24 protein-coding genes are annotated in these 22,565 nt (G+C 69.0%); 17 read left to right on the forward strand and 7 right to left on the reverse strand.

Annotated elements, in window-relative coordinates; all coding sequences use genetic code 11:
• Positions 1 to 471 precede the first annotated feature (471 nt).
• The gene (locus BN996_RS09295; RefSeq protein ID WP_089778466.1) at positions 472 to 951 is read right to left on the reverse strand and encodes a PUA domain-containing protein; all 480 of its coding nucleotides are present in this window, start codon (positions 949 to 951) and stop codon (positions 472 to 474) included.
• 119 nt (positions 952 to 1,070) lie between these two features.
• Between BN996_RS09295 and BN996_RS20100 the strand changes: the two genes are divergently transcribed.
• Positions 1,071 to 1,238: a hypothetical protein gene (locus BN996_RS20100; protein WP_167344101.1), complete on the forward strand. Its 168-nt coding sequence runs from the start codon at positions 1,071 to 1,073 to the stop codon at positions 1,236 to 1,238.
• 95 nt (positions 1,239 to 1,333) lie between these two features.
• Positions 1,334 to 2,254 (forward strand): DUF7847 domain-containing protein, encoded by a 921-nt coding sequence (locus tag BN996_RS09300; RefSeq protein ID WP_089778468.1) that lies wholly within the window; start codon positions 1,334 to 1,336, stop codon positions 2,252 to 2,254.
• 7 nt (positions 2,255 to 2,261) lie between these two features.
• Here BN996_RS09300 and BN996_RS09305 read toward each other — a convergent pair whose 3' ends face one another.
• Positions 2,262 to 2,759 (reverse strand): LabA-like NYN domain-containing protein, encoded by a 498-nt coding sequence (locus BN996_RS09305; RefSeq protein ID WP_089778470.1) that lies wholly within the window; start codon positions 2,757 to 2,759, stop codon positions 2,262 to 2,264.
• 390 nt (positions 2,760 to 3,149) lie between these two features.
• Between BN996_RS09305 and dapA the strand changes: the two genes are divergently transcribed.
• From dapA to psmA, 11 genes are all read left to right on the forward strand, one after another.
• Positions 3,150 to 4,067 carry a 4-hydroxy-tetrahydrodipicolinate synthase gene (dapA, locus tag BN996_RS09310; RefSeq protein ID WP_089778471.1) on the forward strand — a complete coding sequence of 306 codons (918 nt, stop codon included), beginning with the start codon at positions 3,150 to 3,152 and terminating at the stop codon, positions 4,065 to 4,067.
• Positions 4,064 to 4,870 carry a 4-hydroxy-tetrahydrodipicolinate reductase gene (gene dapB, locus BN996_RS09315; RefSeq protein ID WP_089778473.1) on the forward strand — a complete coding sequence of 269 codons (807 nt, stop codon included), beginning with the start codon at positions 4,064 to 4,066 and terminating at the stop codon, positions 4,868 to 4,870. Before dapA ends, dapB begins: the two co-directional genes overlap by 4 nt.
• Complete coding sequence (locus BN996_RS09320; protein WP_089778475.1) at positions 4,867 to 5,709, forward strand: 2,3,4,5-tetrahydropyridine-2,6-dicarboxylate N-succinyltransferase; 843 nt, start codon at positions 4,867 to 4,869, stop codon at positions 5,707 to 5,709. The genes dapB and BN996_RS09320 overlap by 4 nt, the downstream gene beginning before the upstream one ends.
• Positions 5,706 to 6,953: a diaminopimelate decarboxylase gene (gene lysA / locus BN996_RS09325; protein WP_089778477.1), complete on the forward strand. Its 1,248-nt coding sequence runs from the start codon at positions 5,706 to 5,708 to the stop codon at positions 6,951 to 6,953. Before BN996_RS09320 ends, lysA begins: the two co-directional genes overlap by 4 nt.
• 20 nt (positions 6,954 to 6,973) lie before the next feature.
• Entirely contained in the window at positions 6,974 to 7,840 is an 867-nt protein-coding gene (gene dapF / locus BN996_RS09330) for a diaminopimelate epimerase (RefSeq protein ID WP_089778478.1), read from the forward strand.
• Entirely contained in the window at positions 7,837 to 8,946 is a 1,110-nt protein-coding gene (locus BN996_RS09335) for a M20 family metallopeptidase (protein ID WP_089778480.1), read from the forward strand. Before dapF ends, BN996_RS09335 begins: the two co-directional genes overlap by 4 nt.
• Before the next feature lie 50 nt (positions 8,947 to 8,996).
• Positions 8,997 to 9,551 carry a BGTF surface domain-containing protein gene (locus BN996_RS09340; protein WP_089778482.1) on the forward strand — a complete coding sequence of 185 codons (555 nt, stop codon included), beginning with the start codon at positions 8,997 to 8,999 and terminating at the stop codon, positions 9,549 to 9,551.
• 108 nt (positions 9,552 to 9,659) lie between these two features.
• On the forward strand, positions 9,660 to 10,355 hold the full coding sequence (locus BN996_RS09345) for an RNase P subunit p30 family protein (RefSeq protein ID WP_089778484.1): 696 nt from the start codon (positions 9,660 to 9,662) through the stop codon (positions 10,353 to 10,355).
• On the forward strand, positions 10,339 to 10,962 hold the full coding sequence (locus BN996_RS09350) for a class I SAM-dependent methyltransferase (RefSeq protein ID WP_089778485.1): 624 nt from the start codon (positions 10,339 to 10,341) through the stop codon (positions 10,960 to 10,962). The genes BN996_RS09345 and BN996_RS09350 overlap by 17 nt, the downstream gene beginning before the upstream one ends.
• 7 nt (positions 10,963 to 10,969) lie before the next feature.
• Positions 10,970 to 11,449, forward strand: a complete 480-nt coding sequence (locus BN996_RS09355; protein ID WP_089778487.1) for an Rpp14/Pop5 family protein — start codon at positions 10,970 to 10,972, stop codon at positions 11,447 to 11,449.
• A gap of 6 nt (positions 11,450 to 11,455) precedes the next feature.
• The gene (gene psmA / locus BN996_RS09360; RefSeq protein ID WP_089778489.1) at positions 11,456 to 12,217 is read left to right on the forward strand and encodes an archaeal proteasome endopeptidase complex subunit alpha; all 762 of its coding nucleotides are present in this window, start codon (positions 11,456 to 11,458) and stop codon (positions 12,215 to 12,217) included.
• Between the two features lie 266 nt (positions 12,218 to 12,483).
• Here psmA and BN996_RS09365 read toward each other — a convergent pair whose 3' ends face one another.
• The 5 genes from BN996_RS09365 to purH form a co-directional block, all read right to left on the reverse strand.
• A complete protein-coding gene (locus BN996_RS09365) occupies positions 12,484 to 12,837 on the reverse strand; it encodes a helix-turn-helix transcriptional regulator (RefSeq protein WP_058567171.1) in 354 nt (117 codons plus the stop codon).
• A 25-nt stretch (positions 12,838 to 12,862) separates the two neighbouring features.
• Positions 12,863 to 13,615 carry an NRDE family protein gene (locus BN996_RS09370; RefSeq protein WP_089778491.1) on the reverse strand — a complete coding sequence of 251 codons (753 nt, stop codon included), beginning with the start codon at positions 13,613 to 13,615 and terminating at the stop codon, positions 12,863 to 12,865.
• A gap of 66 nt (positions 13,616 to 13,681) precedes the next feature.
• Positions 13,682 to 16,189, reverse strand: coding sequence for a dihydropteroate synthase (folP, locus tag BN996_RS09375; protein ID WP_089778493.1), 2,508 nt, complete (start codon positions 16,187 to 16,189; stop codon positions 13,682 to 13,684).
• A 132-nt stretch (positions 16,190 to 16,321) separates the two neighbouring features.
• Positions 16,322 to 16,747: a universal stress protein gene (locus BN996_RS09380; protein ID WP_089778495.1), complete on the reverse strand. Its 426-nt coding sequence runs from the start codon at positions 16,745 to 16,747 to the stop codon at positions 16,322 to 16,324.
• A 196-nt stretch (positions 16,748 to 16,943) separates the two neighbouring features.
• Entirely contained in the window at positions 16,944 to 18,521 is a 1,578-nt protein-coding gene (purH, locus tag BN996_RS09385) for a bifunctional phosphoribosylaminoimidazolecarboxamide formyltransferase/IMP cyclohydrolase (protein WP_089778497.1), read from the reverse strand.
• Between the two features lie 189 nt (positions 18,522 to 18,710).
• Between purH and purB the strand changes: the two genes are divergently transcribed.
• The 4 genes from purB to BN996_RS09405 all read left to right on the forward strand — a co-directional run bounded on the left by purB (position 18,711) and on the right by BN996_RS09405 (position 22,557).
• Positions 18,711 to 20,102 carry an adenylosuccinate lyase gene (gene purB, locus BN996_RS09390; protein WP_089778500.1) on the forward strand — a complete coding sequence of 464 codons (1,392 nt, stop codon included), beginning with the start codon at positions 18,711 to 18,713 and terminating at the stop codon, positions 20,100 to 20,102.
• Positions 20,103 to 20,429: 327 nt separating this feature from the next.
• Positions 20,430 to 21,503 carry a glucose 1-dehydrogenase gene (locus BN996_RS09395; protein ID WP_089778501.1) on the forward strand — a complete coding sequence of 358 codons (1,074 nt, stop codon included), beginning with the start codon at positions 20,430 to 20,432 and terminating at the stop codon, positions 21,501 to 21,503.
• Positions 21,500 to 22,132: a transcriptional regulator GfcR gene (gene gfcR / locus BN996_RS09400; protein ID WP_042662191.1), complete on the forward strand. Its 633-nt coding sequence runs from the start codon at positions 21,500 to 21,502 to the stop codon at positions 22,130 to 22,132. Before BN996_RS09395 ends, gfcR begins: the two co-directional genes overlap by 4 nt.
• 80 nt (positions 22,133 to 22,212) lie before the next feature.
• Entirely contained in the window at positions 22,213 to 22,557 is a 345-nt protein-coding gene (locus BN996_RS09405; protein ID WP_089778503.1) for a glutaredoxin family protein, read from the forward strand.
• The last annotated feature ends 8 nt before the right edge of the window (positions 22,558 to 22,565 follow it).

Here is a 22,565-nt window from a genome sequence, read left to right on the forward strand (position 1 = left end):
GACGGTCACTCGGAATGAGAACAAGCCATCCTTGGCCTTCACTCCAGATACTGGAGTACGGCTGGATTGCGCCGAAGCCAACCGTTTGCTCTTCGGAGGAACGATTCTCAAATGAACCCCGAATCTGAGCAGGTGCATCGGATGAGAAATCGCGTAGCTTCTCCATACTGAGCTGGAAGGGTTTCTTGCTGGGTTGAGGGCCTTCAGTAACCGTGATACGAGGGTAGCGCCCAGAAGCCATAGAAAATCACGACTCCCCAACCAAGTAACATTATTGAACCGATTTGGGCGAAATCAGTACGCTAAGACGGTAGTTGATACGGACCCCAACTGAACGAGAGGTTTAGAATGTGGTCTGTGGGTAGAGCCTCTTTGTCGTGCTGAACTCACCCTCTACGTCTCGCACCCCATCTCTCCCACCTCTCTAGAATCCCAACAGCGGCGTAACGCCCGAAATCCCCCGACTTCACCTCACTCCTCGTCCGCGCCCTCGCGCACGCGAACCGCCATCCCCGCCTCGAAGTCGAGCATCGCGTCGGCGGAGAGTTCCGCGCGACCGACGCCCAAGAGATCGCCGTCGGGGCCGACGACGCACACCTCGTCGCCCGAGCGAACCGCCGGGTCGGCGTCGGTGACGAACTTGGCGAAGGCGTTCTTGCCGTCGCTGACGAACGGCACCGACTCGTCGCCGACGCGGACGACGTAGGCGTCGGCGTCGAGGGCGTCGTAGAGGCGGCGGCCGCCGGCGACGCCGAGCGTGAACCGGCCGTCGGTGCCGTAGGAGGTGACGCGGTCGCCCTCGACGTACACCTGTCGCGGGCGGCCGCTCCGCGAGCGCGAGAGTTCGATGTCGGCGTCGACCGGGAACAGCGCGTCGCCCGCGCCGGCCCCGAACTGGTAGTCGGCGACGACCCGGAGGTCGTCCAAATCGGTCGCGTGGCCTTCGGTCATACCCCGCCGTTCGCCCCGCCGGCTAAAGTGGGTCGCGGTCCCGTCCGGCCGCGTGCACCGGGTTAGCACGCACGTTCGAGACGGAAAGCCCTAAGTACGGGACAGACCGCCCTCGGAGTATGTCCGTGGACGTTCGACTCGCCGCCGTGGGGACCGCGCTGCTGCTCGCGAGCAGTATGCTTCTCACGCGGACGGCGCTCGACTGGCGGCTCCCGACGGTGCTGGCCGCCATCGCGGCGGTCGGCGCGGTCGCCACCGTCGCTCGGCTGGCGACGCCGACGGCCTGAGCCGTCGCTCGCGCGGGGCCGGGGCCGCCGCGGCTCCGGCCCGTCGCCGGTTCGACCCACCCGTTTTACGTATCGTCGCATCGACAGGTCGAGGTATGGCCGCGATAGAATCCCTCCAGACCGCCCTCCGGGGCATCCGGTCGAACCCGGTGTTGTTCCTCGGCAGTCTCGCCTTGGGCCTCGTCACGCTCCCGCAACTCGCCACGCAGTTGGCGCAGATACCGTTCGTTCCGACCATTCTCATGGCGGCGACGTTCTTCGTCACGCCGTTCATCGCCGCCGGTCTCTACGGCATGGCCGACGAGGCGGTCGACCGCGGTGGCGGTGGCTCGACCTCGCTGTCGACGCTCACGGCCGTCGGCCGCGAGAAGTACGTCTCGGTGCTCCTGGCGAACTTCGTCCAACTCGGCATCGTCCTCGCCTTCGGCATCGTGTTCGTCATCATCGTGGTCGCCGTGGCCGTCTCGCTCGGTCTCGGCGGCCTCGCAGCCAGCGGTGGCGACGTCTCCAATCTCGCCCTCGGCGGCGGCTTCCTGGTCGGCATCGCCGTCCTGGGCCTCCTCGGACTGGTGTACCTCGTCGTCAGCTTCTTCATCCAGTTCTACCCGGTCGCGGTCGTCGTCGGCGACAAGGACCCCATCGAATCGTTCGGCGAGAGCTATCGGCTCGTCCGGCACAACGTCGTCCCCACGCTCGGCTACTCCGTCATCCGGTTCGTTGTCGGCCTCGTCGTCAGCATCCCCGCCACGGGCGTCATCCTCTTTGTGTCGTTCCAGAGCGTCCAGCAGGTCCAGGAGGCGGCGAACCCGGCGGCGGCGCAGGCCGGGGTCGGCTTCGCGCCGATGGAAATCGCCGCTATCGCCGTCCTCTCGATAGTGACACAGACGGTTCTCGCGACGTTCCAGTACGCCTACGCGGTCGCCTTCTTCGAGGCCCACGACGCGGGGACCGACGGGCCGAGCGAGACGGCCGGCCCCGACATCGACGGCGACTCGGCGATTCCGCAGTTCGAATAGCCGGCGACTACAGCAGGAACGTCTCTTTTCGCTCCGAGAGGTCGATGAACGTGTCCGCCGCCGCGACGAGTTCCTCGGCGGTGGACTCCCTGAACGCCATCACCTCGACGCGGACGCCCTCGTGGCGGAGGTGGGTACAGAGCCGCTCGAAGTCGCCGTCGCCCGAACAGAGGACGACCGTGTCCACGTGGTCGGCGAGGCTGACCGCGTCGAGCGCGATGCCGAGGTCCCAGTCGGCCTTCTTCGAGCCGTCGCCGAACGTCTTGATGTCCTTTATCTTCGTCTCGAAACCGATGTCGACGAGTGCATCGAAAAAACTCCCCTCGTCGGGCGAGTCCGCCCGGATGACGTAGGCGATGGCGCGGGTGAGCGCGCGGCCCGCCGTCCCCTTCTGGAGAAGCGACGAGTAGTCGATGTTCCGTGAGTACAGGCTCTGTGCCGTGTGGTAGAGGTTCTGCGCGTCGGCGAGGATGGCGACGCGTTGGTTGGGGTGAATCTCTGTCATTCGTACGACGGTTGGGTGGCGCGGGCTAATAACCATCCGGGGAAACGGGGGTGGCCCGGACGGGCGTCCACCTCGCCGACCGAGAACCGGACGGAAGGCGTCCCGAGACACCTCTCAGTCCGCCCACTCGCTCCGGCAGGACCTGCAGACGGCGCAAGTTATATTACGTTTCCGGCACCTGCATCCGGTGTGAACGACGCGACGCGGCTCTCGCAGGTCACCACACCCTCGACAGCGTCGCGTGCCGCTTTCTTTTCGAAAAAACGTGCGTACTGAATCGCTCGTTGCGGGAGTAGCGACCCCGTCTCGGGCGGCCTTCGGCTGACGCACGTTCCGGTCACACGACCGATATCAACGCTTCCACGACCGTCACCACACCATCCAACCACAATGACATCATTCGACTTCCGCGGCGTCTATCCCGCGATGACCACGCCGTTCCACGAGGACGGCAGTATCGACTTCGAACAGTTCCAAGCCGACGTGCAACGCCTCGAAGCGGCCGGCGTCGACGGCGTCGTCCCCGTCGGCTCGACCGGCGAGTCCGCGACGCTCTCCCACGACGAACACGTCGAGGTCGTCGAGGCGGCCGTCGAGGCCGTCGAGGACGTGCCCGTCATCGCCGGGTCCGGGTCGAACTCGACCCGCGAGGCGCTCGAACTCTCCCGGCGCTCGGCCGACGCCGGAGCCGACGCGCTGCTTCTCATCTCGCCGTACTACAACAAGCCCGAGCAGGCCGGCCTCGTCGAGCACTACCGGACCATCGCCGACGAAATCGACCTGCCGCAAATCGTCTACAACGTCCCCGGCCGCACCGGGAGCAACATCCTCCCCGAGACGGCCGCGACGCTCGCCGAGCACCCGAACATCACCGCCTACAAGGCCGCCAGCGGCGACCTCGGGCAGATTTCGGAGGTCGTCGAGCGGACCCGCGACGAGCAGTTCGCGGTGCTGTCGGGCGACGACGCGCTCACGCTCCCGATTCTCTCGGTCGGCGGCGTCGGGGCCATCTCGGTCACGGCGAACGTCGAACCCGCGCGCGTCGGCGCGATGGTCCACTCGGCCCTGCAGGGCGACTACGAGCGCACCCGCGACATTCACCACGACCTCGCCCCGCTGAACCGCCACCTGTTCTCCGAGACGAACCCCATCCCGGTCAAGGAGGCCATGGAGATTCGGGGCTACGGCCCGGCGCGCCTGCGCCCGCCGCTCACCCGCCTCACCGAGGAGAACACCGAGGAACTGCGCCGCCTGCTGTCCGACCTCGAAGCGGAGCAGGCGATTCCGGACGGGGGTGCCGGCGAGTGACGGTCTCCATCGGCGTCACCGGCGCGACCGGCCGCATGGGCGGGGAAGTCCTCGCCGCGGCCGCCGACCGCGACGACCTCTCCGTCGCCTTCGCGGTCAGCCGCTCGCCCGGCGACGAGGTCGAGGGCGTCGCCGTCGAAGACGCGGCCGACTTCGCCGACCTGCTCGCCTCGAACCAGCCAGACGCCGTGGTTGACTTCACCGGCCCGGCGTCCTGCATCGAGTACGCGTCGGCCTGCGCGGCGGCGGGCGTCGCCTTCGTCACCGGCACGACCGGCCTGAGCGAGGGCGGCTTCGACGCGCTCCGCGAGGCCGCATCGGAAGTCCCGGTGCTGTACGCCTCGAACTTCTCGCGGGGCATCGCGGCGCTCCGCCGGGCCGTCCGCGAGGCGGTCCCGGCCCTCGACGGCTACGACATCGAACTCACGGAGACGCACCACAACGCCAAGCGCGACGCCCCGAGCGGGACGGCGCTGACCCTCCTCGACGACATCGACGAAGCACGTTCGTCGGTCCGTCAGACGCAGTCTGACGACATCGACGAAGTACGCGGCGACTCCGAGCGCGTCCACGGCCGCGAGGGCGAAGCGTCCCGGTCCGAGGGCGAGGTCGGCGTCCACGCTCGCCGGGCGGGGGATATTGCCGGTGAGCACGAGGTATTACTGGCTGGAAATCACGAGTCTCTTTCACTGACGCACCGCGCGGGGTCGCGGGGGGTCTTCGCCGCCGGCGCGCTCGACGCCGCGGCGTGGCTCGCCGACCGCGACGCCGGGTGGTACGACTTCACCGAGGTACTCGAATGAATCTGGAATCCGACGTACGAGACCTGTGGCAGCGATACGACGACGGCGACGTCGACGCCGAATCGGCGACCGTCGACGAGCTCGACACGCTCGACGCGTTCCTCGACGCCCTCGAAGCGGGCGAGGTGCGCGCCGCCGAGAAGACCGGCTCCGACGTGACCTCGTGGGAGGCAAACGAGTGGGTCAAGCGGGGCATCCTGCTCAACTTCGGCCTGCGCGAGACGCTCGCCCGCGAGTACGGCGACGTCCGCTATCACGACGTGCTCCCGCTGCGCGACACCGAGGACCTCGGCGACCGCGGCACGCGCAACACCCCCGACGGCACCGCCATCCGCCGCGGCGCGTACCTCGGCTCCGACTGCATCATGATGAGCCCCTCGTTCGTGAACGTCGGCGCGCACGTCGGCGACGGCACGCTCGTGGACTCCTGTGACACCGTCGGCTCCTGCGCGCAGATCGGCGCGAACGTCAAGCTCGGCGCGAACACGCTCATCGGCGGCGTGCTCGAACCCGTCGAGGACGCCCCGGTCGTCGTCGAAGACGGCGCGGCGCTCGGCGCGGGCTGTCGGGTCACCTCCGGCTTCGTCGTCGGCGAGAACTCCATCGTCGGAGAGAACACGCTTCTCACGCCCCGCATCCCCGTCTACGACCTCGTGGACGAGGAGATTTACTACGGCCACCTGCCCGCGAACCGCCGCGCGTTCACGCGGTTCGTGGAGTCGTCGCTCGGCGACCTCGACCTGTTCGCCGGCGGCGCGTACAAGCCCGCGGTCGTCGCCCTCGACATCGAGGACGACACCCTCGACGCGACCCGTCGGGAGGAGGCGCTGCGCGAATGAGCGGCGGCGGGCCGGCCGTCCGGCGGCTTGCCGACTGGGACCGCGAGCGCCTGCTGTCGCTCGCCGACGAGTTCGGCTCGCCGCTGTACGTGACCGACCTCCGTCGCGTCCGCGAGAACTGCGTCCGACTCCGCGAGGCGTTCCCCGAGGCGCACGTCAGCTACGCCGTCAAGGCCCACGCCGGGCGAGCGGTGCTCGAAGCCGTCCGCGAGGCCGGCGTCGACGCCGAGTGCGCCTCCGCGGGCGAGGTCGAGCGCGCCCTCGACGCGGGCTTCCCCGGCGAGCGCGTCCGCTACACGGCGGTCAACCCGCCGGACGCCGACCTCGACCACGTCGTCTCGCGCTGGGAGTCGAACCCCGAGATGACCGTCACGGTCGGCGCGGCGGACACTATCGACCGCCTGCGCGAGCGCGGCTTCGACGGGCGGCTCTGCCTCCGGGCGAACCCCGGCGTCGGCGCGGGTCACCACGAGAAGGTCACGACCGGCGGGCACGCGAAGTTCGGCATCCCCATCGACCGCGTCCCCGACCTCGCCACCGACGTGCGCGAGGAGTTCGACCTCGTCGGCGTCCACGCCCACGCCGGAAGCGGCATCTCCGGCGACGACCTCTCGGCGCACCGCGAGTTGGTCCGCCGGATGGGCGACCTCGCCCGCGAGGTCGGCGACCTCGAATTCGTCGACGTCGGCGGCGGCTTCGGCGTCCCCTACCGCGAGGACGAACCGCCGCTCGACCTCGCCGCCGTCGCCGACGCGACCCGCGAGGCGCTCGGCGAAGTCGACGCGCGACTCGCAGTCGAACCCGGCCGCTACGTCGTCGCCGACGCGGGCGTCCTCCTCTCGGAAGTCAACACGGTGAAAGAGACCCCCGAGACGACCGTCGTCGGCATCGACGCTGGTATGACGACTCTGCTCCGACCGGCGATGTACGACGCGTACCACGCGATTTCCAATCTCTCTCGGCCCGACGCCGACCCGGTTTCGACCATCGTCGCGGGCCCCGTCTGCGAGACGAGCGACGTGTTCGCCGACGGCCGCGACCTCCCCGAACCCGAGCGCGGCGACTGTCTCGCGCTCGGCAACGCGGGGGCGTACGGCTACGAGATGGTAAGCACCTACAACTCTCGACCGCGCCCCCCGGAAGTCGTCCTCGACGCCGACGGTCCCCGAGTGGCCCGCCGGCGCGAGACCCTCGACGACGTCACCGCACTCGAACGAACCGCACCCGAGCACATCCCCAACTGACCAAGCACCCACACAGAACCATGAGCGTACTCAACACCGTTCCCTTCGAAAAGTTCCACGGTACTGGAAACGACTTCTTCGTCGTCGACGCAGACGACCCCGTCCCGGACCGCCCCGCCTTCGCGCGCACCCACTGCGACCGCGAGGCCGGAATCACCATGAGCGAAAGCGAGCGACGCGGCGCCGACGGCGTCCTGTTTCTCGCGCTCGAATCGCGTTACGACCCGCCGCGGGTCGTCATGACGCTCGTCCAACCCGACGGCTCGGTCGCCGCCATGTGCGGCAACGGCGCTCGCGTCGCGGCCGCGTGGGCCGCCGAGCGAACCGGCACGGACGAAGTCATGATAGACACGCCCGCCGGCACCCGCCGCGCGAACCTCGACGGCACCGACGTGACCGTCGAGATGGGCGCGCCCTCCTTTTCGCCCCGCGACGTGCCGCTTTCGGCCGACGACGAACTCGTCGAGACCGAGGTCGAGGGCCTGACGGTCACGGCCGTCAACACGGGCGTTCCCCACGCCGTCGCGTTCGTCGACGACGTGGACGACGTTGACCTCGAATCGGTCGCACCCGTGGTCCGCCACGCCCCGGTGTTCCCCGAGGGCGCGAACGTCACGCTCGCCTCCCCCGACGGCGAGGGCGGCTTCCGCCAGCGCACCTTCGAGCGCGGCGTCGAGGGCGAGACGCAGTCCTGCGGCACCGGCGCGGTCGCCGTCGTCGCGGCCGCGAAGCGACTCGGGCGCGTCTCCGGCGACGACCCCGTGACCGTCTCCCCGCCGGGCGGCGCGCTCTCCGTGACCGTCCCCGACGAGGGGTCGGCGCTCCTCGGCGGCCCCGCCGTCCACGAGGGCGACGGCGAAGCCGACATCGTCTTCCGCGAGCGATGAGCGGCGACGCCGACGGGTTCGACCCCGTCGCGTTCCTCGAACGGGCCGTCCCCGTCGCGTCGAACGACGACGTGAGCGAGATGCGCGACCTGCTGGTCGAGACGCTCGAAGCCGCAGGCGTCGACCCGACCGTGGACGACGCCGGCAACACCGTCGCCTCGAAGGGAGCGGCGGAGCCGGCGACGCACCTCGTCCTCAACACGCACATCGACACCGTCTCGCCGCACGTCCCGTACGAACGCGACGACGGCGTTATCCGTGGTCGCGGCTCCTGCGACGCGAAGGGACCGCTCGCGGCCCTGCTGTCGGCCTTTTTCGCCGCCGACCCCGGCCCCGACAGCCGAGTCACGCTGGCCATCACGCCCGACGAGGAACTCCTCTCGACGGGCGCGGCCGCCCTCGACCTCGACGGCGACATGTACATCGTCGGCGAGCCGACCGGCCTCGACGTGTGTACGGCCGCGAAGGGCCGGTTCGAGGGGACGGTATCCCTGTCGGGCGTCGCCGCGCACGCCGCGGAACCCCAGTCCGGGAGCAACGCCGTGGACGCGCTCGCGCCGGTGCTCGACGCTCTCCGGTCGTTCGACGACGGCCGCGAGGCCCACCCCGACCTCGGGCCGGCGACGCTGACGCCGACGATGGTCGACGGCGGCGCGAACTCGAATCAGGTGCCAGCCGACTGCCGACTCGTAGTCGACCGCCGGAGCGTCCCGCCGGAGACGGCAGACGGCTTCCGCGAAGAACTCCGGTCGACGCTCCGGGCCGCGGTGTCGGACGGCGTGTCCGACGACGTGGGCGTCGATTTCGCGCTCACGGAACGGCCGACGCCGTTCCTCGAAGCGTTCGCGACCGACCCCGACCACGAACTCGTGACGACGCTCGCCGCGGCCTCCCGAGACGCCGAGGGGCGGGCGGACGTCCGCCCTTTCACCGCCGCGACCGAGGCCTCCTACTTCTCTCCCGCGCCCGTCGTCGTCTTCGGCCCCGGCCACCTCGCCGACGACGAGGGTGCGGTCGCGCACGCCGACAGGGAGTACGTGCGCACCGACGACGTGCGGACCGCGGCCGCCGCGCTCCGAGCCGCGGTCGCCGCGCTCGTCGCCTAAGTGTTGATTAATCAAAACGTACTTGTTGCCCGGACGATACGTTCCGGACGATGCGCCCTCCCCACCTCATCGTCGCCCTCGTCGTCGTGGTCGCGCTGCCGTTGTCCGGCGTCGCCGCGGCCGACGGCACCGCCATCGACCACGCGGGCGACGAACTCACGCTCGACGCGGTCGACGGCGAGCACGTCCACGGGACGACCCCGTACGCGCCCGGGACGCTCATCGGCGTCCGCGTGAAGTCCGTCGGCGACACCCATCCGTTCCTCGTCTCGAAGGCCGTCCGCGTCGACGAAAACGGCAGCTTCGACGTGACGTTCGACCTCTCGGAACTGTCGCGGCTCCGCGGCGGTCCGGTCCAGGTCTCGGTTCGCCGCGACCAACAGACCATCTACGAGGAGAACGCCACGCTCGTGACGTACGACATGCCCGAGAGCTCGACGCTCACGCCCGACGTCGAAGACGCCGACGCGACGGCCGAAACGACGTCCTCGCCGGCCGCGACGACGGCCGATCCGTCGTCAGGAATCGACGTCCCCGGCTTCGGCGCGGGCGTCGGCGTCACCGCGATCCTCGTCGCGTCGCTCGTCGTCTCCCGCGGCATCTGAGCGTACGGTCCAGCGTTCGCCCGTTCGCTCGCCACGCCGCCACGCCGCCCCACCGCCACGCCGCCCCGGAACGCAACGCCCTTTTCCCACCCGTTCCTGAGTCGGCGTATGTACGAGGCGGTCTACGCACACCCCGACGGCGAGAGCACGGTCAGTCGCGTCGCCGTCGCCGCCGGGCGGTACGACTACGACGGCGTCGTCGTCCGCGCGCTCGACGCCCGCCCCGACTACGACCGCCTCCGCGAGGCGCTCGACGCGGATCTCGTCGACGCCGTCGAAATCGACGCCTCGAACCCGGAGCAGGCCAGCGGCGCGGTCGGCAACTACCGGCCACAGCGCGAACTGCTCGTCCTCCGCGGGGGGACGAACGCGCTCAACCGATTCGCCGTCGAACAGCCGCGGGTGGACGTGCTCTCCCGGCCGATGGCGGGCGAGGGCAACTTCAACCACGTCCTCGCCAAGGCCGCCCGCGACAACGGCGTCCGCGTCGAATTCGACTTCGGGCCGGTGCTCCGAAGCGACGGCGGAAGCCGCGTGCAGGCCATCTCGGCGCTCCGAAAACTCCGCGAACTCGTCGAGTACTACGACGCGCCCTACGTGGTCTCCGCGACCCCGTCGTCGCACCTCCAACTGCGGGCTCCCCGCGAGTTGGCCGCGGTGGGCGAGGTCGTCGGCTTCGACCGCGAGCAGGTGCTCGACGGCCTCCGCGAGTGGGGCCGCCTCGCGGCGCGCAACCGCGAGCGCACGTCCGAGTCGTTCATAGCCCCCGGCGTCAAACGGGGACGGTATGAAGAAGACGATTGAGGAACACGCCGCCCGCTTTTCACACATCGCCGCGGAGTACGACGACTCCCAAGACAGCGACGAGTACCGCGCGTGCGTCTCGCTCGTCGTCCACTACGCCGACCCCTCCCCCGAGGACGTGGTGCTCGACCTCGGAACCGGCACGGGCGCTATCGCCCTCGCGCTCGCCCCCGACGCGAAGCGCGTCGTCGGCCGCGACATCAGCGAGGGGATGCTCGAACAGGCCCGAACCAAAGCCGCCGAGGTCGGCATCGAGAACGTCGAGTTCGGCGAAGGTCGGTTCCGGGAACCGAACGCGGGGGACGAACAGGTGGACATCGTGGTCACGAACTTCGCCATGCACCACCTCTCGGACGAGGAGAAACGCGAGGCCATCGGCGTCATCGCCGACCTCGAACCGCGCCGGTTCGTCCTCGGCGACGTGATGTTCTTCGGGACGCCCGACCCCGACGAGCCGTTTTACTCGCCCGAGGTGGACGACCCTGCGACCGTCGGTTTCCTCGCCGACGCGCTCACCGACGCCGGGTTCGTCCTCACGGCCGTCGAATCGGTCCACGAGCAGGTGGGCGTCCTCGTCGCCGAGCGAGCGCCGACCGCCGACGAGTGAGCGACGGATGAAACACCTGCCCAAACACCTCCGGCCGCGGCGGCGCTACCTCGCCGTCGAAGTCGAGACGTGGCCCGACGCCGACCTCGCCCGCGGGCCGTTCCAGCGCGAACTCTGGTACGCCGCCCAGAACCTCTACGGCGACGCCGGGAGCGCCGACGCCGACCTGACCGTCCTCGGGTTCGAGTACGCCGACGGCGTCGCCGAGACCGTCGTCCGCGCCCGGCGCGGGCACGTCGAAGACGCCCGGGCAGCACTCGCCTGTATCGACGCCGTCGGCGGTGACCCGGTCGGGGTGAGAGTGCGAGGCGTCTCGGGGACAGTGCGTGCCTGTTCGGAAAGGTATTTACACGGCCGGGCCGGAATTTCCGAGGAGAGAACCGTCGTGTTCGAGAACGAATCCCGAACCGCCGTCGTCCGCGACTCACTCTTGGACGTCGGCGGTCCGGACGGGTTCACGGGCGCGACGCAACTCGATTTCGAGTGATATTCCATGCAGGGACAAGCGCAACAACAGGCGTACGACCGCGGGATTACGATCTTCTCGCCGGATGGTCGACTCTATCAGGTCGAATACGCTCGTGAGGCCGTCAAGCGCGGCACCGCGAGCATCGGCGTGCGAACGCCCGAGGGCGTCGTCCTCGCGGCGGACAAGCGCTCTCGCTCGCCACTGATGGAACCGACGAGCGTCGAGAAGATTCACAAGGCGGACGACCACATCGGCATCGCGAGCGCCGGCCACGTCGCCGACGCCCGCCAGCTCATCGACTTCGCCCGCCGCCAGTCGCAGGTCAACCGCCTCCGCTACGGCGAACCCATCGGCATCGAGACGCTGACCAAGGAAGTCACCGACCACATCCAGCAGTACACGCAGGTCGGCGGCGCGCGCCCGTTCGGCGTCGCGCTCCTCATCGGCGGCGTCGAAAACGGCACGCCCCGCCTCTACGAGACGGACCCCTCGGGGACCCCCTACGAGTGGAAGGCCGTCTCCATCGGGGCCGACCGCGGCGACCACCAGGAGCACCTCGAAGAGAACTTCCGCGACGACCTGACCCTCGACGAGGGCATCGAACTCGCGCTCGAAGCCATCGCCTCGACCAGCGACGAGGGCACCGCGCCCGACGGCGTCGACGTGGCGACCGTCTCCGCGGAGTCCGAGCGCTTCGTCGAACTGTCGAACGACGAAATCGAGAGCTACCTCGAAGCCAACGACCTGCTGGCGACCGAGGACGACGACGAGCAGTCCGAAGAGTAAGCCGCGTCCCGCGGTTCTCGGTTCTCGGTTCCCGTTCTCGCGCATTCCGCCGCGACTCTCACGCCGCGAGCGACCGCGTCGTCGCCCCGGATTCGACGGGCGAACGAGTCGCGTCGCTCACGGTCGGCGAGGAGTGCGACGACTCGCGGGAACGGGACACGGCTCGGGGGAACGCGACGAAGCCGAGACGAAACGGAAACACGGAAAAAACGGAAACAGAACCGGATAGCGGTCGTCTCTCTGGTTCTCAACCCGACCGCGGGGACTCAGTACTCCTCGTAGGCGAGGTTCATGAGCCACTGCGAGAAGGCGTTGCTGTTGGCGTTGATCTCCTCTTCGCCGATGAGCGGCGAGAGCATGTCGCCCGCCATCAGCATCGAGAAGTCGAGGTCGCGCGCGGCGGGTTCGAGGTAGTAGGTGGTGTGGCCGTTGTAGACGGTCTCGGTCCGCTTGATGAGACCGAGCGACTCCAGCACCTCGGCGATGCGGCTCCCCTTCCGGGAGGAGATGTCGAGTTCTTTCCAGAAGTCGCTCTGGTGGATGCCGCCCGACTCGCGGATGAGTTCCAGTCCCGCGTGCTCGTCGGAAGAAAGGTCTTGCTCGGCTTCGCTCGCGCTCATACCACCTACACGTCGTGCGAGCGGTTTAATCCTGACGTTCGACCGGTTCGAAGGCGGTCTGACACGGCGGGCCGTCGGCGAATTCGTACGCGAATCCCGCCTCGCCGAGCGTGATGACCGACGACGAGCGCGTGCCGAACCGACCCTCCGGGTCGTGGACGCAGACGCCGAAGTCGTGGTCGCCCAGCGCCGCCTTCGCCCGCTCTCGCCACGCCGTCACCGACTCGCTCGGCTCGGGCTGAAGCGCCTCCTCCAGTCGCCGGGCGTTGTCGGCCTGCGTCTCGCCCACCTCGGGCCGTCGCTCGGGGACGAACCACGAGTCGGGCGTGCCGACGTTGACGACGACGCGGACGCCGGGGTCGAAGTTCCGAACCGACAGACTGCCGTCCCACTCGAAGAACAGCGCGGCGTTCTCGTCGGCGACGACGAGATTGAAGCCGTCGTAGACGTGGTCGTCGACCGCGCGCTCGACGAACCGCGCCGCGTCCTCGGCGGTCTCGCGGCGGAGCGCGTCGCGGACGAGGTGACCGCGAGAGCGCTCGCCGCCGCCGTCGACCTCGACCCAGCGGTTGGTGCTGCCGACGAAGACGCCCGCGTCGTTGTAACCGACCCACGTGCCGCCAGCCTCGGCATCTCGCGGAGCGACGACTGCGGGGCCGTCGCCGTTTTCCCACCGCCGGGGCGGTTCGGCGGGCCTGCCGAGGAGTTCGTCGCGGTTGGCGGCGACGACGACCGGCGCGGCTTCGAACACCTGCCACGCGAGGATGAGTGTGCACACGAGGTGGGGGTAGGCACTCGGCGCAGAAAAACATCGGTCTCACCCCGACGTCCGGCGCGTCGGGTCTCAGTCTTCGCGTTCCGCGCTGGCTTCGAACCGGCTCGGGTCCCGCGAGGCGAGCGCGACGTTCACGGCCGCGACGTTCTCCGGCACGTCGTGGACGCGGACGATGTCGGCCCCGCGGTCGGCGGCGATGGCCGTGCCCGCGACGGTCGCCGCGAGGTTGTCGCCCGGCCTCTCGCCGACGAGCGAGAACATCGACTTGTGGGAGTGGCCGACGAGAATCGGACAGCCGAGCGCGGCGAACTCGTCGGTGCGCCCGAGGAGTTCGAAGTTCTCGGCCTTCGACTTCCCGAAGCCGAGGCCGGGGTCGACGATGATGTTCCGCCGCGGGATGCCCGCCTTCTCGGCGAGCAACACCAGTTCGGTCAGTTCGTCGATGACGTCCTCGACCACGTCGTCGTAGTCCACCTCGCGGGTCGGGTCGACCGGCGCGTCGATGCTGTGCATCACGATGACCGGCGCGTCGCGGTCGGCCGCGAGGAAGCGCATCTCGGGGTCTTCGAGGCCGGTCACGTCGTTGAGGATGTCCGCGCCGGCGTCGAGGGCGGCCTCGCCGACGGCCGCCTTTCGGGTGTCCACGGAGACGAGCACGTCGAGGTCGGAAATAGCCTCGATGACCGGCGCGACGCGGCGAATCTCCTCGTCGACGGGGACTTCGTCCGCGCCGGGACGAGTGCTCTCGCCGCCCACGTCGATGATGTCCGCGCCGGCGTCGACCATCGCCCGCGCCTGTTCGACGGCGTCGTCGATGTCGTAGAACTCCCCGCCGTCGTGGAAGCTGTTCGGCGTCACGTTCAGGATGCCCATGACGGCCGTGCCGTCGTCCCACGGGTAGTCGCTGGCTTCGTCGTGGCCGGCGTCGCCAGCGTCGCCCTCGTCGGCGGCGGCGTCAGCCGAACCGAATTCGAGCGTCTCGCGAATCTCCGCTGCGACCCCCGCGAGGGCGTACGGCCTGTCTTCGAGGGCTGCCGTCAATCGCTCGAACTGGTCGAGCGTCCCCGTCAGGACCACGTCGACGAGTTCGCCGCCGAACTCGTGGCCCGAGACGGCGCAGTCGCCCCCGACCGACAGCAGTTCCTCGCGGAGCACCCGGGCCTGTCGGCGCTGGACGCGGGTGTGGACCGTTCGGTTGACCGCCCGCTTCGCGCGGTCGCGTCGCTCTGCGGCGTCGGCGACGTTCGCGCGTTCGAGGGTCCGGCGGGCGTCGTCGAGCGTCCGGTGGGCCTTCGGGACGACCGCCCGCGTCCACGTCGTGCGGGCCTCGGCGACGACGTACAGCGACCCGACGACGAGCACGCAGTCGTCGGGGTCGGCGCGGGCGCGCGCCAGGTCGAGCGCCGAGGCGACCGCGCCGCCGGTCTCGACGTCGGGGCCGTCGAGTCGCTCGAAGACGGACGACAGTATCTCGGGGTCTTCGCCCCGCGAGATGTCCGCCTTGCAGGTGACGACCGACGCGACCTCCGGGAGCGCCCCGACCATCTCGCCGTGGTCCTTGTCGTGCATCGCGCCGTAGACGAGGTGGAGGTCGTCGTAGTCGAACTCGTCGAGAACGGTGGCGACCTGCGCGCAGGCGTCGGGGTTGTGCGCGCCGTCGAGGACGACCGTCGGCTCCGTGCCCATGACCTCGAACCGACCCGGCCAGTGGGCGTTTCGGAGGCCGCGGTGAATCGCCTCCGCGCCGATGTCGGGGCGGACCTGCCGGGCGAGCGACACGGCGATACCGGCGTTTCGCGCCTGATACGCGCCCAAAAGCGGGATGCGAACGTCGAGCGTCTCGGCGTCGGTCTCGACGGTGACGGCGGCCTCCTGATGGTTGACGCGGCCGCCGTAGGTGGCGCGAACGTCGGCGTCTGAGTCGGCGTCGCCGACGGTCAGCACGTCGCCGGCCTCCTCGCGGATGACCGACAGCGCCTCGCCGGTCGCCCCGGTCACGAGCGGCGCGTCGGCGGGCGCGACGGCGGCTTTCGTCTTCGCGATTTCCGCAACCGTGTCGCCGAGGACGGCGGTGTGTTCGAGCGAGACGTTGGTGACGGCGCTGGCGACCGGGTCGACGGCGCTCGTCGCGTCGAGTTCGCCGCCCATGCCGACTTCGAGCACCGCCACGTCGACGCCCGCGCGGTCGAAGTACCACAGCGCGAGGGCGGTCACGGTCTCGAAGAAGGTCAGCGGCTCGCCGTCGGCGGCCCGCTCGACGAGGTACGGCTTGGCTTCGGCCACGAACGCCGACAGCGCGGACTTCGGAACCTTCCGGCCGTCGACGCGGATTCGCTCCCGCACGTCGTCGAAGTGCGGCGAGGTGTAGAGGCCGACGTGCGCGCCCGACTCGCGCAGCATCGCGTCGGCCATCCGGGCGGTGCTTCCTTTGCCGTTCGACCCCGCGACCTGCACGAACGACACGTCTTCGTGGGGGTTGCCGAGGTGAGAGAGCAACCGCCGAATCGACTCGGTCCCCGGCTTGACCTGAAACCGCCGGAGGTCGAAAAGGAAGTTCACCGCCTCGTGGTACTCCATACGCGTGAGAAACCGGACGGTGGGCTTAGGCCTAACGCTCGACGTCACTCCTGCGACACGACGCCGGCCTCCGGCGTGCTTCGACCGCGGCGGGTCGCGACGACGCGCCGCGGGCGCGCCGACGCGTCAAACTCAGTCGATGTGGACGACGAGCACGGGACGCTTGGCGTTCTCGATGACGCGCTCGGTGACGCTCCCGAGCGACGTGAGTTTGTCGCGGCCGGTCCGCCCGTGAGTCCCCATCACGACCACGTCGACGCCGTGTTCGTCGGCGTAGTCGAGGATGACGCGGTGGGGGACGCCGTCTCGAATCGCGGTCTTCGTCGGCGCTTTCCCCTCGCACTTCTCGGCGCATATCTCGACCGCCTCGACCGCGTCGTCGCGGAGCGACTGGATGACCGCGTCCTGTTGGTCGCCGCCGGCGGCGAGGTACACCCGCTGGTCGACGACCGACAGCACGTGAATCGTCGACTCCGCCCCGGCGAGTTCGAGCGCGTGCTCGATGGCCTGCATCGTCCCCTCGCTCCCGTCGGTCGGCACTAGGATGTGTTCGTACATACCTCTGTGTTCGCCTCGCCGACACTTGAAGGGACACCGTCGGTGTTAGGTCGTGGGAACGGGTCGTGAGGCGTCTATAAGTGAGTTGCAGACGCTCAGTCGTGGCGGAAGCACCGTGTCCGTCACTAATCGTGACGGAAACACCGAAGCACTCCCTCCGGTCGTGCTTCGAGCTTTAGGCTCTCTTTCGCTTCGCTCAGTCGTGCCTAAAGCACCGCTGACCGGTGAAGACCATCGCAATCCCGCGCTCGTCGCAGGCCTCGATGACCTCCTCGTCGTTCACCGAGCCGCCGGGCTGGATGACCGCCTCGATGCCCGCGTCGGCCGCCTTCTCCACGCCGTCCGGGAACGGGAAGAACGCGTCGGAGGCCATGACGGCTCCCTGCGCGTTCTTGCCCTCGGCGTGTTCCTCGGCCTTCATCGCCGCGAGTTCGACCGCGTCGACGCGGGAGACCTGCCCCATGCCGACGCCGACCGTCTCGGTGCCCTTGGCGAAGAGGATGCCGTTGGACTTCACGTGCTTCAGGACCTTCCACGCGAACAGCATCGTCTCCAACTGCTCGTCGGTCGGCTCCGTCTCGGTGACGACTTCGAGGTCGTCGAGCGTCGGCGTCCAGAGGTCGCGCTCCTGAACGAGTCGGCCGCCGACGAGCGCCTTCTCGGTGTAGGTCTCGGTCCGGTCGCCGAGTTCGCCAACATCGAGGACGCGCAGATTTTTCTTCTCCGTCAACACGTCGAGCGCGTCGTCGGTGTAGCCGGGCGCGACGACGACTTCCTTGAACGAGTCGATGATGAGTTCCGCCGTCTCGGTGTCGCACTCGCGGTTGAGCGCGACGATGCCGCCGAAGGCGCTCATCGGGTCCGTGGCGAGGGCGTCGGCGTAGGCCTCCGCGAGGGTGTCGGCGGTGGCGCAGCCGGCGGGGTTCGTGTGCTTGATGACCGCCGCGGCGGGCTCGTCGAACTCCTTGATGATGTTCAGCGCGCCGTCAGCGTCGTTGTAGTTGTTGTACGAAAGCCCCTTCGCGCCCTCGTTGAGCTGGGGCGCGCCGACGACCGACGCCTCGTCGCACGTCTCGTCCACGTAGACGGCGGCGTCCTGATGGGGGTTCTCGCCGTAGCGGAGTTCGTCGTAGCGGTCCTCCGAGGTGACGCGGCGCTCGGGGAGGCCGGCGTCCACGTCGCCCTCGACGGTGACCGAATCGTCTTCGACCGTCACGCGGTCCTCGGCGAACCAGCGGACCGCGCGGGGGTAGGCCTTGAACTCGGCGTCGTAGAGGACGCGCGATTTGAGGTCGCCCGCGTCGTCGTCGGTGTACACCGGGACGGCTTCCTGCGTGACGATGGGGCCGGCGTCGACCTCCTCGCTGACGACATGGACCGTACAGCCGGTGGTCTTGACGCCGGCGTCGAGGACCTGCTCGTGGGCGTCCATGCCGGGGAACGCGGGGAGCAGCGACGGGTGGACGTTGAGCGTCGTCGGCGCGGCGTCGAGGAACGTCGAGGTGAGCACGCGCATGTAGCCGTCGAGGCAGACGAGGTCGAAGTCGTAGTCCGCGAGGGCGTCGAGGATGCGCTCCTCGTGGGACTCGCGGGACTCGTCGTCGCCGCGTTCGACGACCTCGCTGGGGATGCCGTGTTCGTCCGCCCAGTCGACGACGGGCGCGTCGGCGCTGTTCGAGACGACGACGCCGAGTTCCGCCCCGCCGGGGGCGCGGTCGGCGATGTTGCGAAGGTTTCGTCCGCGGTTGCTCGCGAGACCGGCGATGGTGTCCATGTGAGGATGGCGACTCGCGGCCCTCAAAGTGGTTGCGGTCCGCGTCGCCGACATATACTCAATTGTGTATATATAGAACCGACCGGGGCCGGAGATGGGCGTTGAGTACGCATACTCGTGCGTAATTCCCGGCATCGCGGCGGCGACGAACCCCCGGCGTTTAACGTCCCCCATCGTGACGACTCAGACATGACCGACGCCGACCGGCACGACCCGCTGTACGCGGTGTCCCCGCTCGACGGGCGATACGCCTCTCGAACCGCACCTCTCGCGCCGCACGTGAGCGAGGCCGCGCTCATGCGCGCCCGCGTGGAAGTCGAAGTAGAGTACCTCCTCGCGCTCGCCGACCTCGACGCGACGCCGCTTTCGTTCTCCGAGGCCGAGCGCGCCGACCTCCGGGCGCTCTACGAGGAGTTCGACGCCGACGACGCCGACCTCGTGAAGCGGCTCGAAGTCGAGGGCGCGGCGGGATTCTCGGCGACGAACCACGACGTGAAGGCCGTCGAGTACTTCATCCGCACCGAGACCGACGAGTCGGTCCACCCGTGGATTCACTTCGGGCTCACCTCCGAGGACGTGAACAACCTCGCCCAGCGCCTCATGGTGAAAGGCGCGGTCGAGGAGGTGCTCGTACCCGAACTCCGCGACACGCGGGACGAACTCGTCTCGCTCGCGCGGGAGTTCCGCGGCGTTCCCATGCTCGCGCGCACCCACGGTCAGCCCGCGACGCCGACGACGTTCGGCAAGGAGATGGCCGTCTACGCCGCCCGCCTCGGCCGGACGCTCGCCCGCGTCGAGGCCGCGACCGACGACCTCGCCGGCAAGCTCGCGGGCGCGTCGGGCGTCTACGCCGCCCACGTCGCCGCCTACCCCGACGTGGACTGGCGGGCGTTCTCCCGGGAGTTCGTCGGGTCGCTCGGCCTCGACCACACCGCGCTCGCCACGCAGGTCAACCCCTGCGACGACCTCGCGGCGCTGTTCGACGCCGTCCGCGGCGTCAACAACGTCCTCGTCGACCTCGACCGCGACGCGTGGCTGTACGTCTCCGACCGCTATCTGGGACAGGAGGCCGTCGAGGGCGAAACCGGCTCGTCGACGATGCCGCACAAGGTCAACCCCATCGACTTCGAGAACTCCGAGGGCAACCTCTCGAAGGCCAACGCCGACCTGACGTTCCTCGCCGACTACGTGACGACCTCGCGCCTCCAGCGGGACCTCTCCGACTCCACGGTCAAGCGAAACATCGGCGCGGCGTTCGCCCACTGCCTCATCGGCTACAAGAAGACCCAGACCGGCCTCGGCAAGGTCGTCCCGAACGAGCAGGTCATGCGCGACGAACTCGACGACACGCCGGCCATCATCGGCGAGGCCGTCCAGACGATTCTCCGCCGCGAGGGCGACACGCAGGCCTACGAGCGGGTGAAGGAGCTCACCCGCGGCCGCGAGGTGACGCTCGACGACTTCCACGACCTGTTTGCGGACCTCGACGTGGACGAGGAGACCCGCGAGGAACTGCTCGCGCTCACGCCCGCGACGTACGTCGGCCTCGCGGACGAACTCGTCGACGACATCGACAACTGAGGGGTCGGCCGGGCCGCCGGGGCGTCCTTCCGCCGAATCCCGCCGAATCGACACGCGCTCTTTTCCGAGTCGGACGAACGCGTCGCTGAGCCGAGCGAACGTCAGGAGAAAACCAAAACCGCCGCAGAGGCCGACAGGCACGGGGTATCGGCCTCAGCACGGTTCGGGCACGGGTTCGGCGAGCGCCGGCACGGATGGGCTGGACAGGCTGGGCCGCGCGGTGCGGTTCGTCATGGGCTGGTGTGACGACGCTGGGCGCTCACCGTGGATGAATTATTTACTCATCATAGAATAAGTCTTTTGGTGGGGTGGTACGTTGGTGGGTGTATGAAAGCAATCGCCGTCGAGCGCGGGGAAGACAAACCGGTCGTCATCGAGAAGCCGCGACCGGAACCCGACGCCGGGGAGGCGCTCGTCCGGACGCTTCGGGTCGGCGTGGACGGGACGGACCACGAGGTCATCGCCGGCGGCCACGGCGGGTTCCCCGAGGGCGAAGACCACCTCGTGCTCGGCCACGAGGCGGTCGGCGTCGTCGTCGACCCGAACGACACCGAACTGGAGGAAGGCGACGTCGTCGTGCCGACGGTCCGCCGCCCGCCGGCCTCGGGGACAAACGAGTACTTCGAGAAAGACCAACCCGACATGGCCCCCGACGGGATGTACGCCGAACGCGGCATCGTCGGCGCGCACGGCTTCATGTCCGAGTACTTCACCAGCCCCTCGAACTACCTCGTTCGCATCCCGCGCTCGCAGGCCGACCTCGGCTTCCTCATCGAACCCATCTCCATCACCGAGAAGGCGCGCGAGCACGCCTACGCGAGTCGGTCCGCGTTCGACTGGAACCCCTCGTCGGCGCTCGTCCTCGGCAACGGGAGCCTCGGGCTCCTGACGCTCGCCATGCTGAAGGCCGACGACAAGGGCTACGAGAGCCTCTACTGCCTCGGTCGGCGCGACCGTCCCGACCCGACTATCGACATCATGGAGAGACTCGGCGCGACGTACGTCGACTCCCGCGAGACCCCGGTCGAGGAGATTCCGAGCGCACACGAGGGCATGGACTTCATCTACGAGGCGACCGGCTTCCCCAAACACGCCATCCAGTCGGTGCAGGCGCTCGCGCCCAACGGCGTGGCCGCGCTCCTCGGCGTCCCGAGCGACTGGGAGTTCGAGGTCGACGCCGGGGCGTTCCACCGCGAGATGGTGCTCCACAACAAGGCGCTCGTCGGCAGCGTCAACTCCCACGTCAAGCACTTCGAGGCCGCGACCGTGACGTTCACCAAGCTCCCGCGGTGGTTCCTCCGCGATTTGGTCACCGGCGTCTACCCGCTTTCGGAGTTCGAAGCAGCATTCGAAGACGACGACACCACTATAAAAACCGCCATCGAATTCGGTACTGTATGAAGAACGTCGACGACCTCATCGCCAGCGCGGCTGAGCTCGCGGACCGCGGCCTCTCGAAAGGCGAGATTGCCGACGAGTTGAACGTCTCCCGCGAGACCGCCAGCTGGCTTGTCGAACGAAGCGGTGCGGCGACCGAACCCGAACCAAAGGCGGAACCCGAAGGCCCCGACGACATCCACGTCGACTGGAACGCCATCGGGAGCGGCGGCAAGCGCCTCACCTACGTCGGGCGCGCGCTCGCCGACCTGCTCATGGAGACGAACGGCGAGGCCGACGTGACCGTCGGCATCGAGAAGGCGGGCGTCCCCCTCGCTACCTCCGTCTCGCGCGAACTCGAAACGACGCTCGGCGCGTACTCGCCCGCGAAACACCAGTGGGACGAAGGCGACCTCGAAGACCTCGGCGGCGGCTTCTCCCGGAACTTCTCGCCCGTCGAGGGCCGCAAGTGCTTCATCGTCGACGACACGGTGACGAGCGGCACGACGCTCCGCGAGACCATCGACGCCATCCGCTCCGAGGGCGGCGAACCGCTCGCGTGCGTGGTCATCGTCGACAAGCAGGGCGTCGAAGAGATAGACGGCGTCCCCGTCCACTCGCTCATCAACGTCGTCCGCGTCGGCGAGCAGTAAGTCGGGGGCTCGGTCGGTACGGGCGGTACCCGTTTGACCGCGACGCAACTCCTTTGTCCGCCCGGCCGTTATCTGGGTGCATGACGTTCCAACCGGAGAGCTTGGACCCGGAGGAAGTACAGACCCGCGTCGACGAGGCGGTCGGGAACAACCACGTCGTTCTGTTCATGAAGGGCAACCGCCTGATGCCGCAGTGCGGCTACTCGGCGAAGGCGGTCGACCTCATCTCCCAGTACGTCGACGAGTTCGAGACCGTCGACGTACTGCCCGCGCTCCCGCACTACCGCGAGGCGCTCAAGGAGAAAAGCGACTGGGAGACCATCCCCCAGACGTTCGTCGACGGCGAGTTCGTCGGCGGCAGCGACATCCTCGAAGAACTCGACGAGCGCGGCGACCTCGAAGCGACCCTGACCGGCGCGAACTAACCGCCCGA

This window comes from Haloferax massiliensis (genome assembly GCF_001368915.1).
Taxonomy (GTDB): Archaea; Halobacteriota; Halobacteria; order Halobacteriales; family Haloferacaceae; genus Haloferax; species Haloferax massiliensis.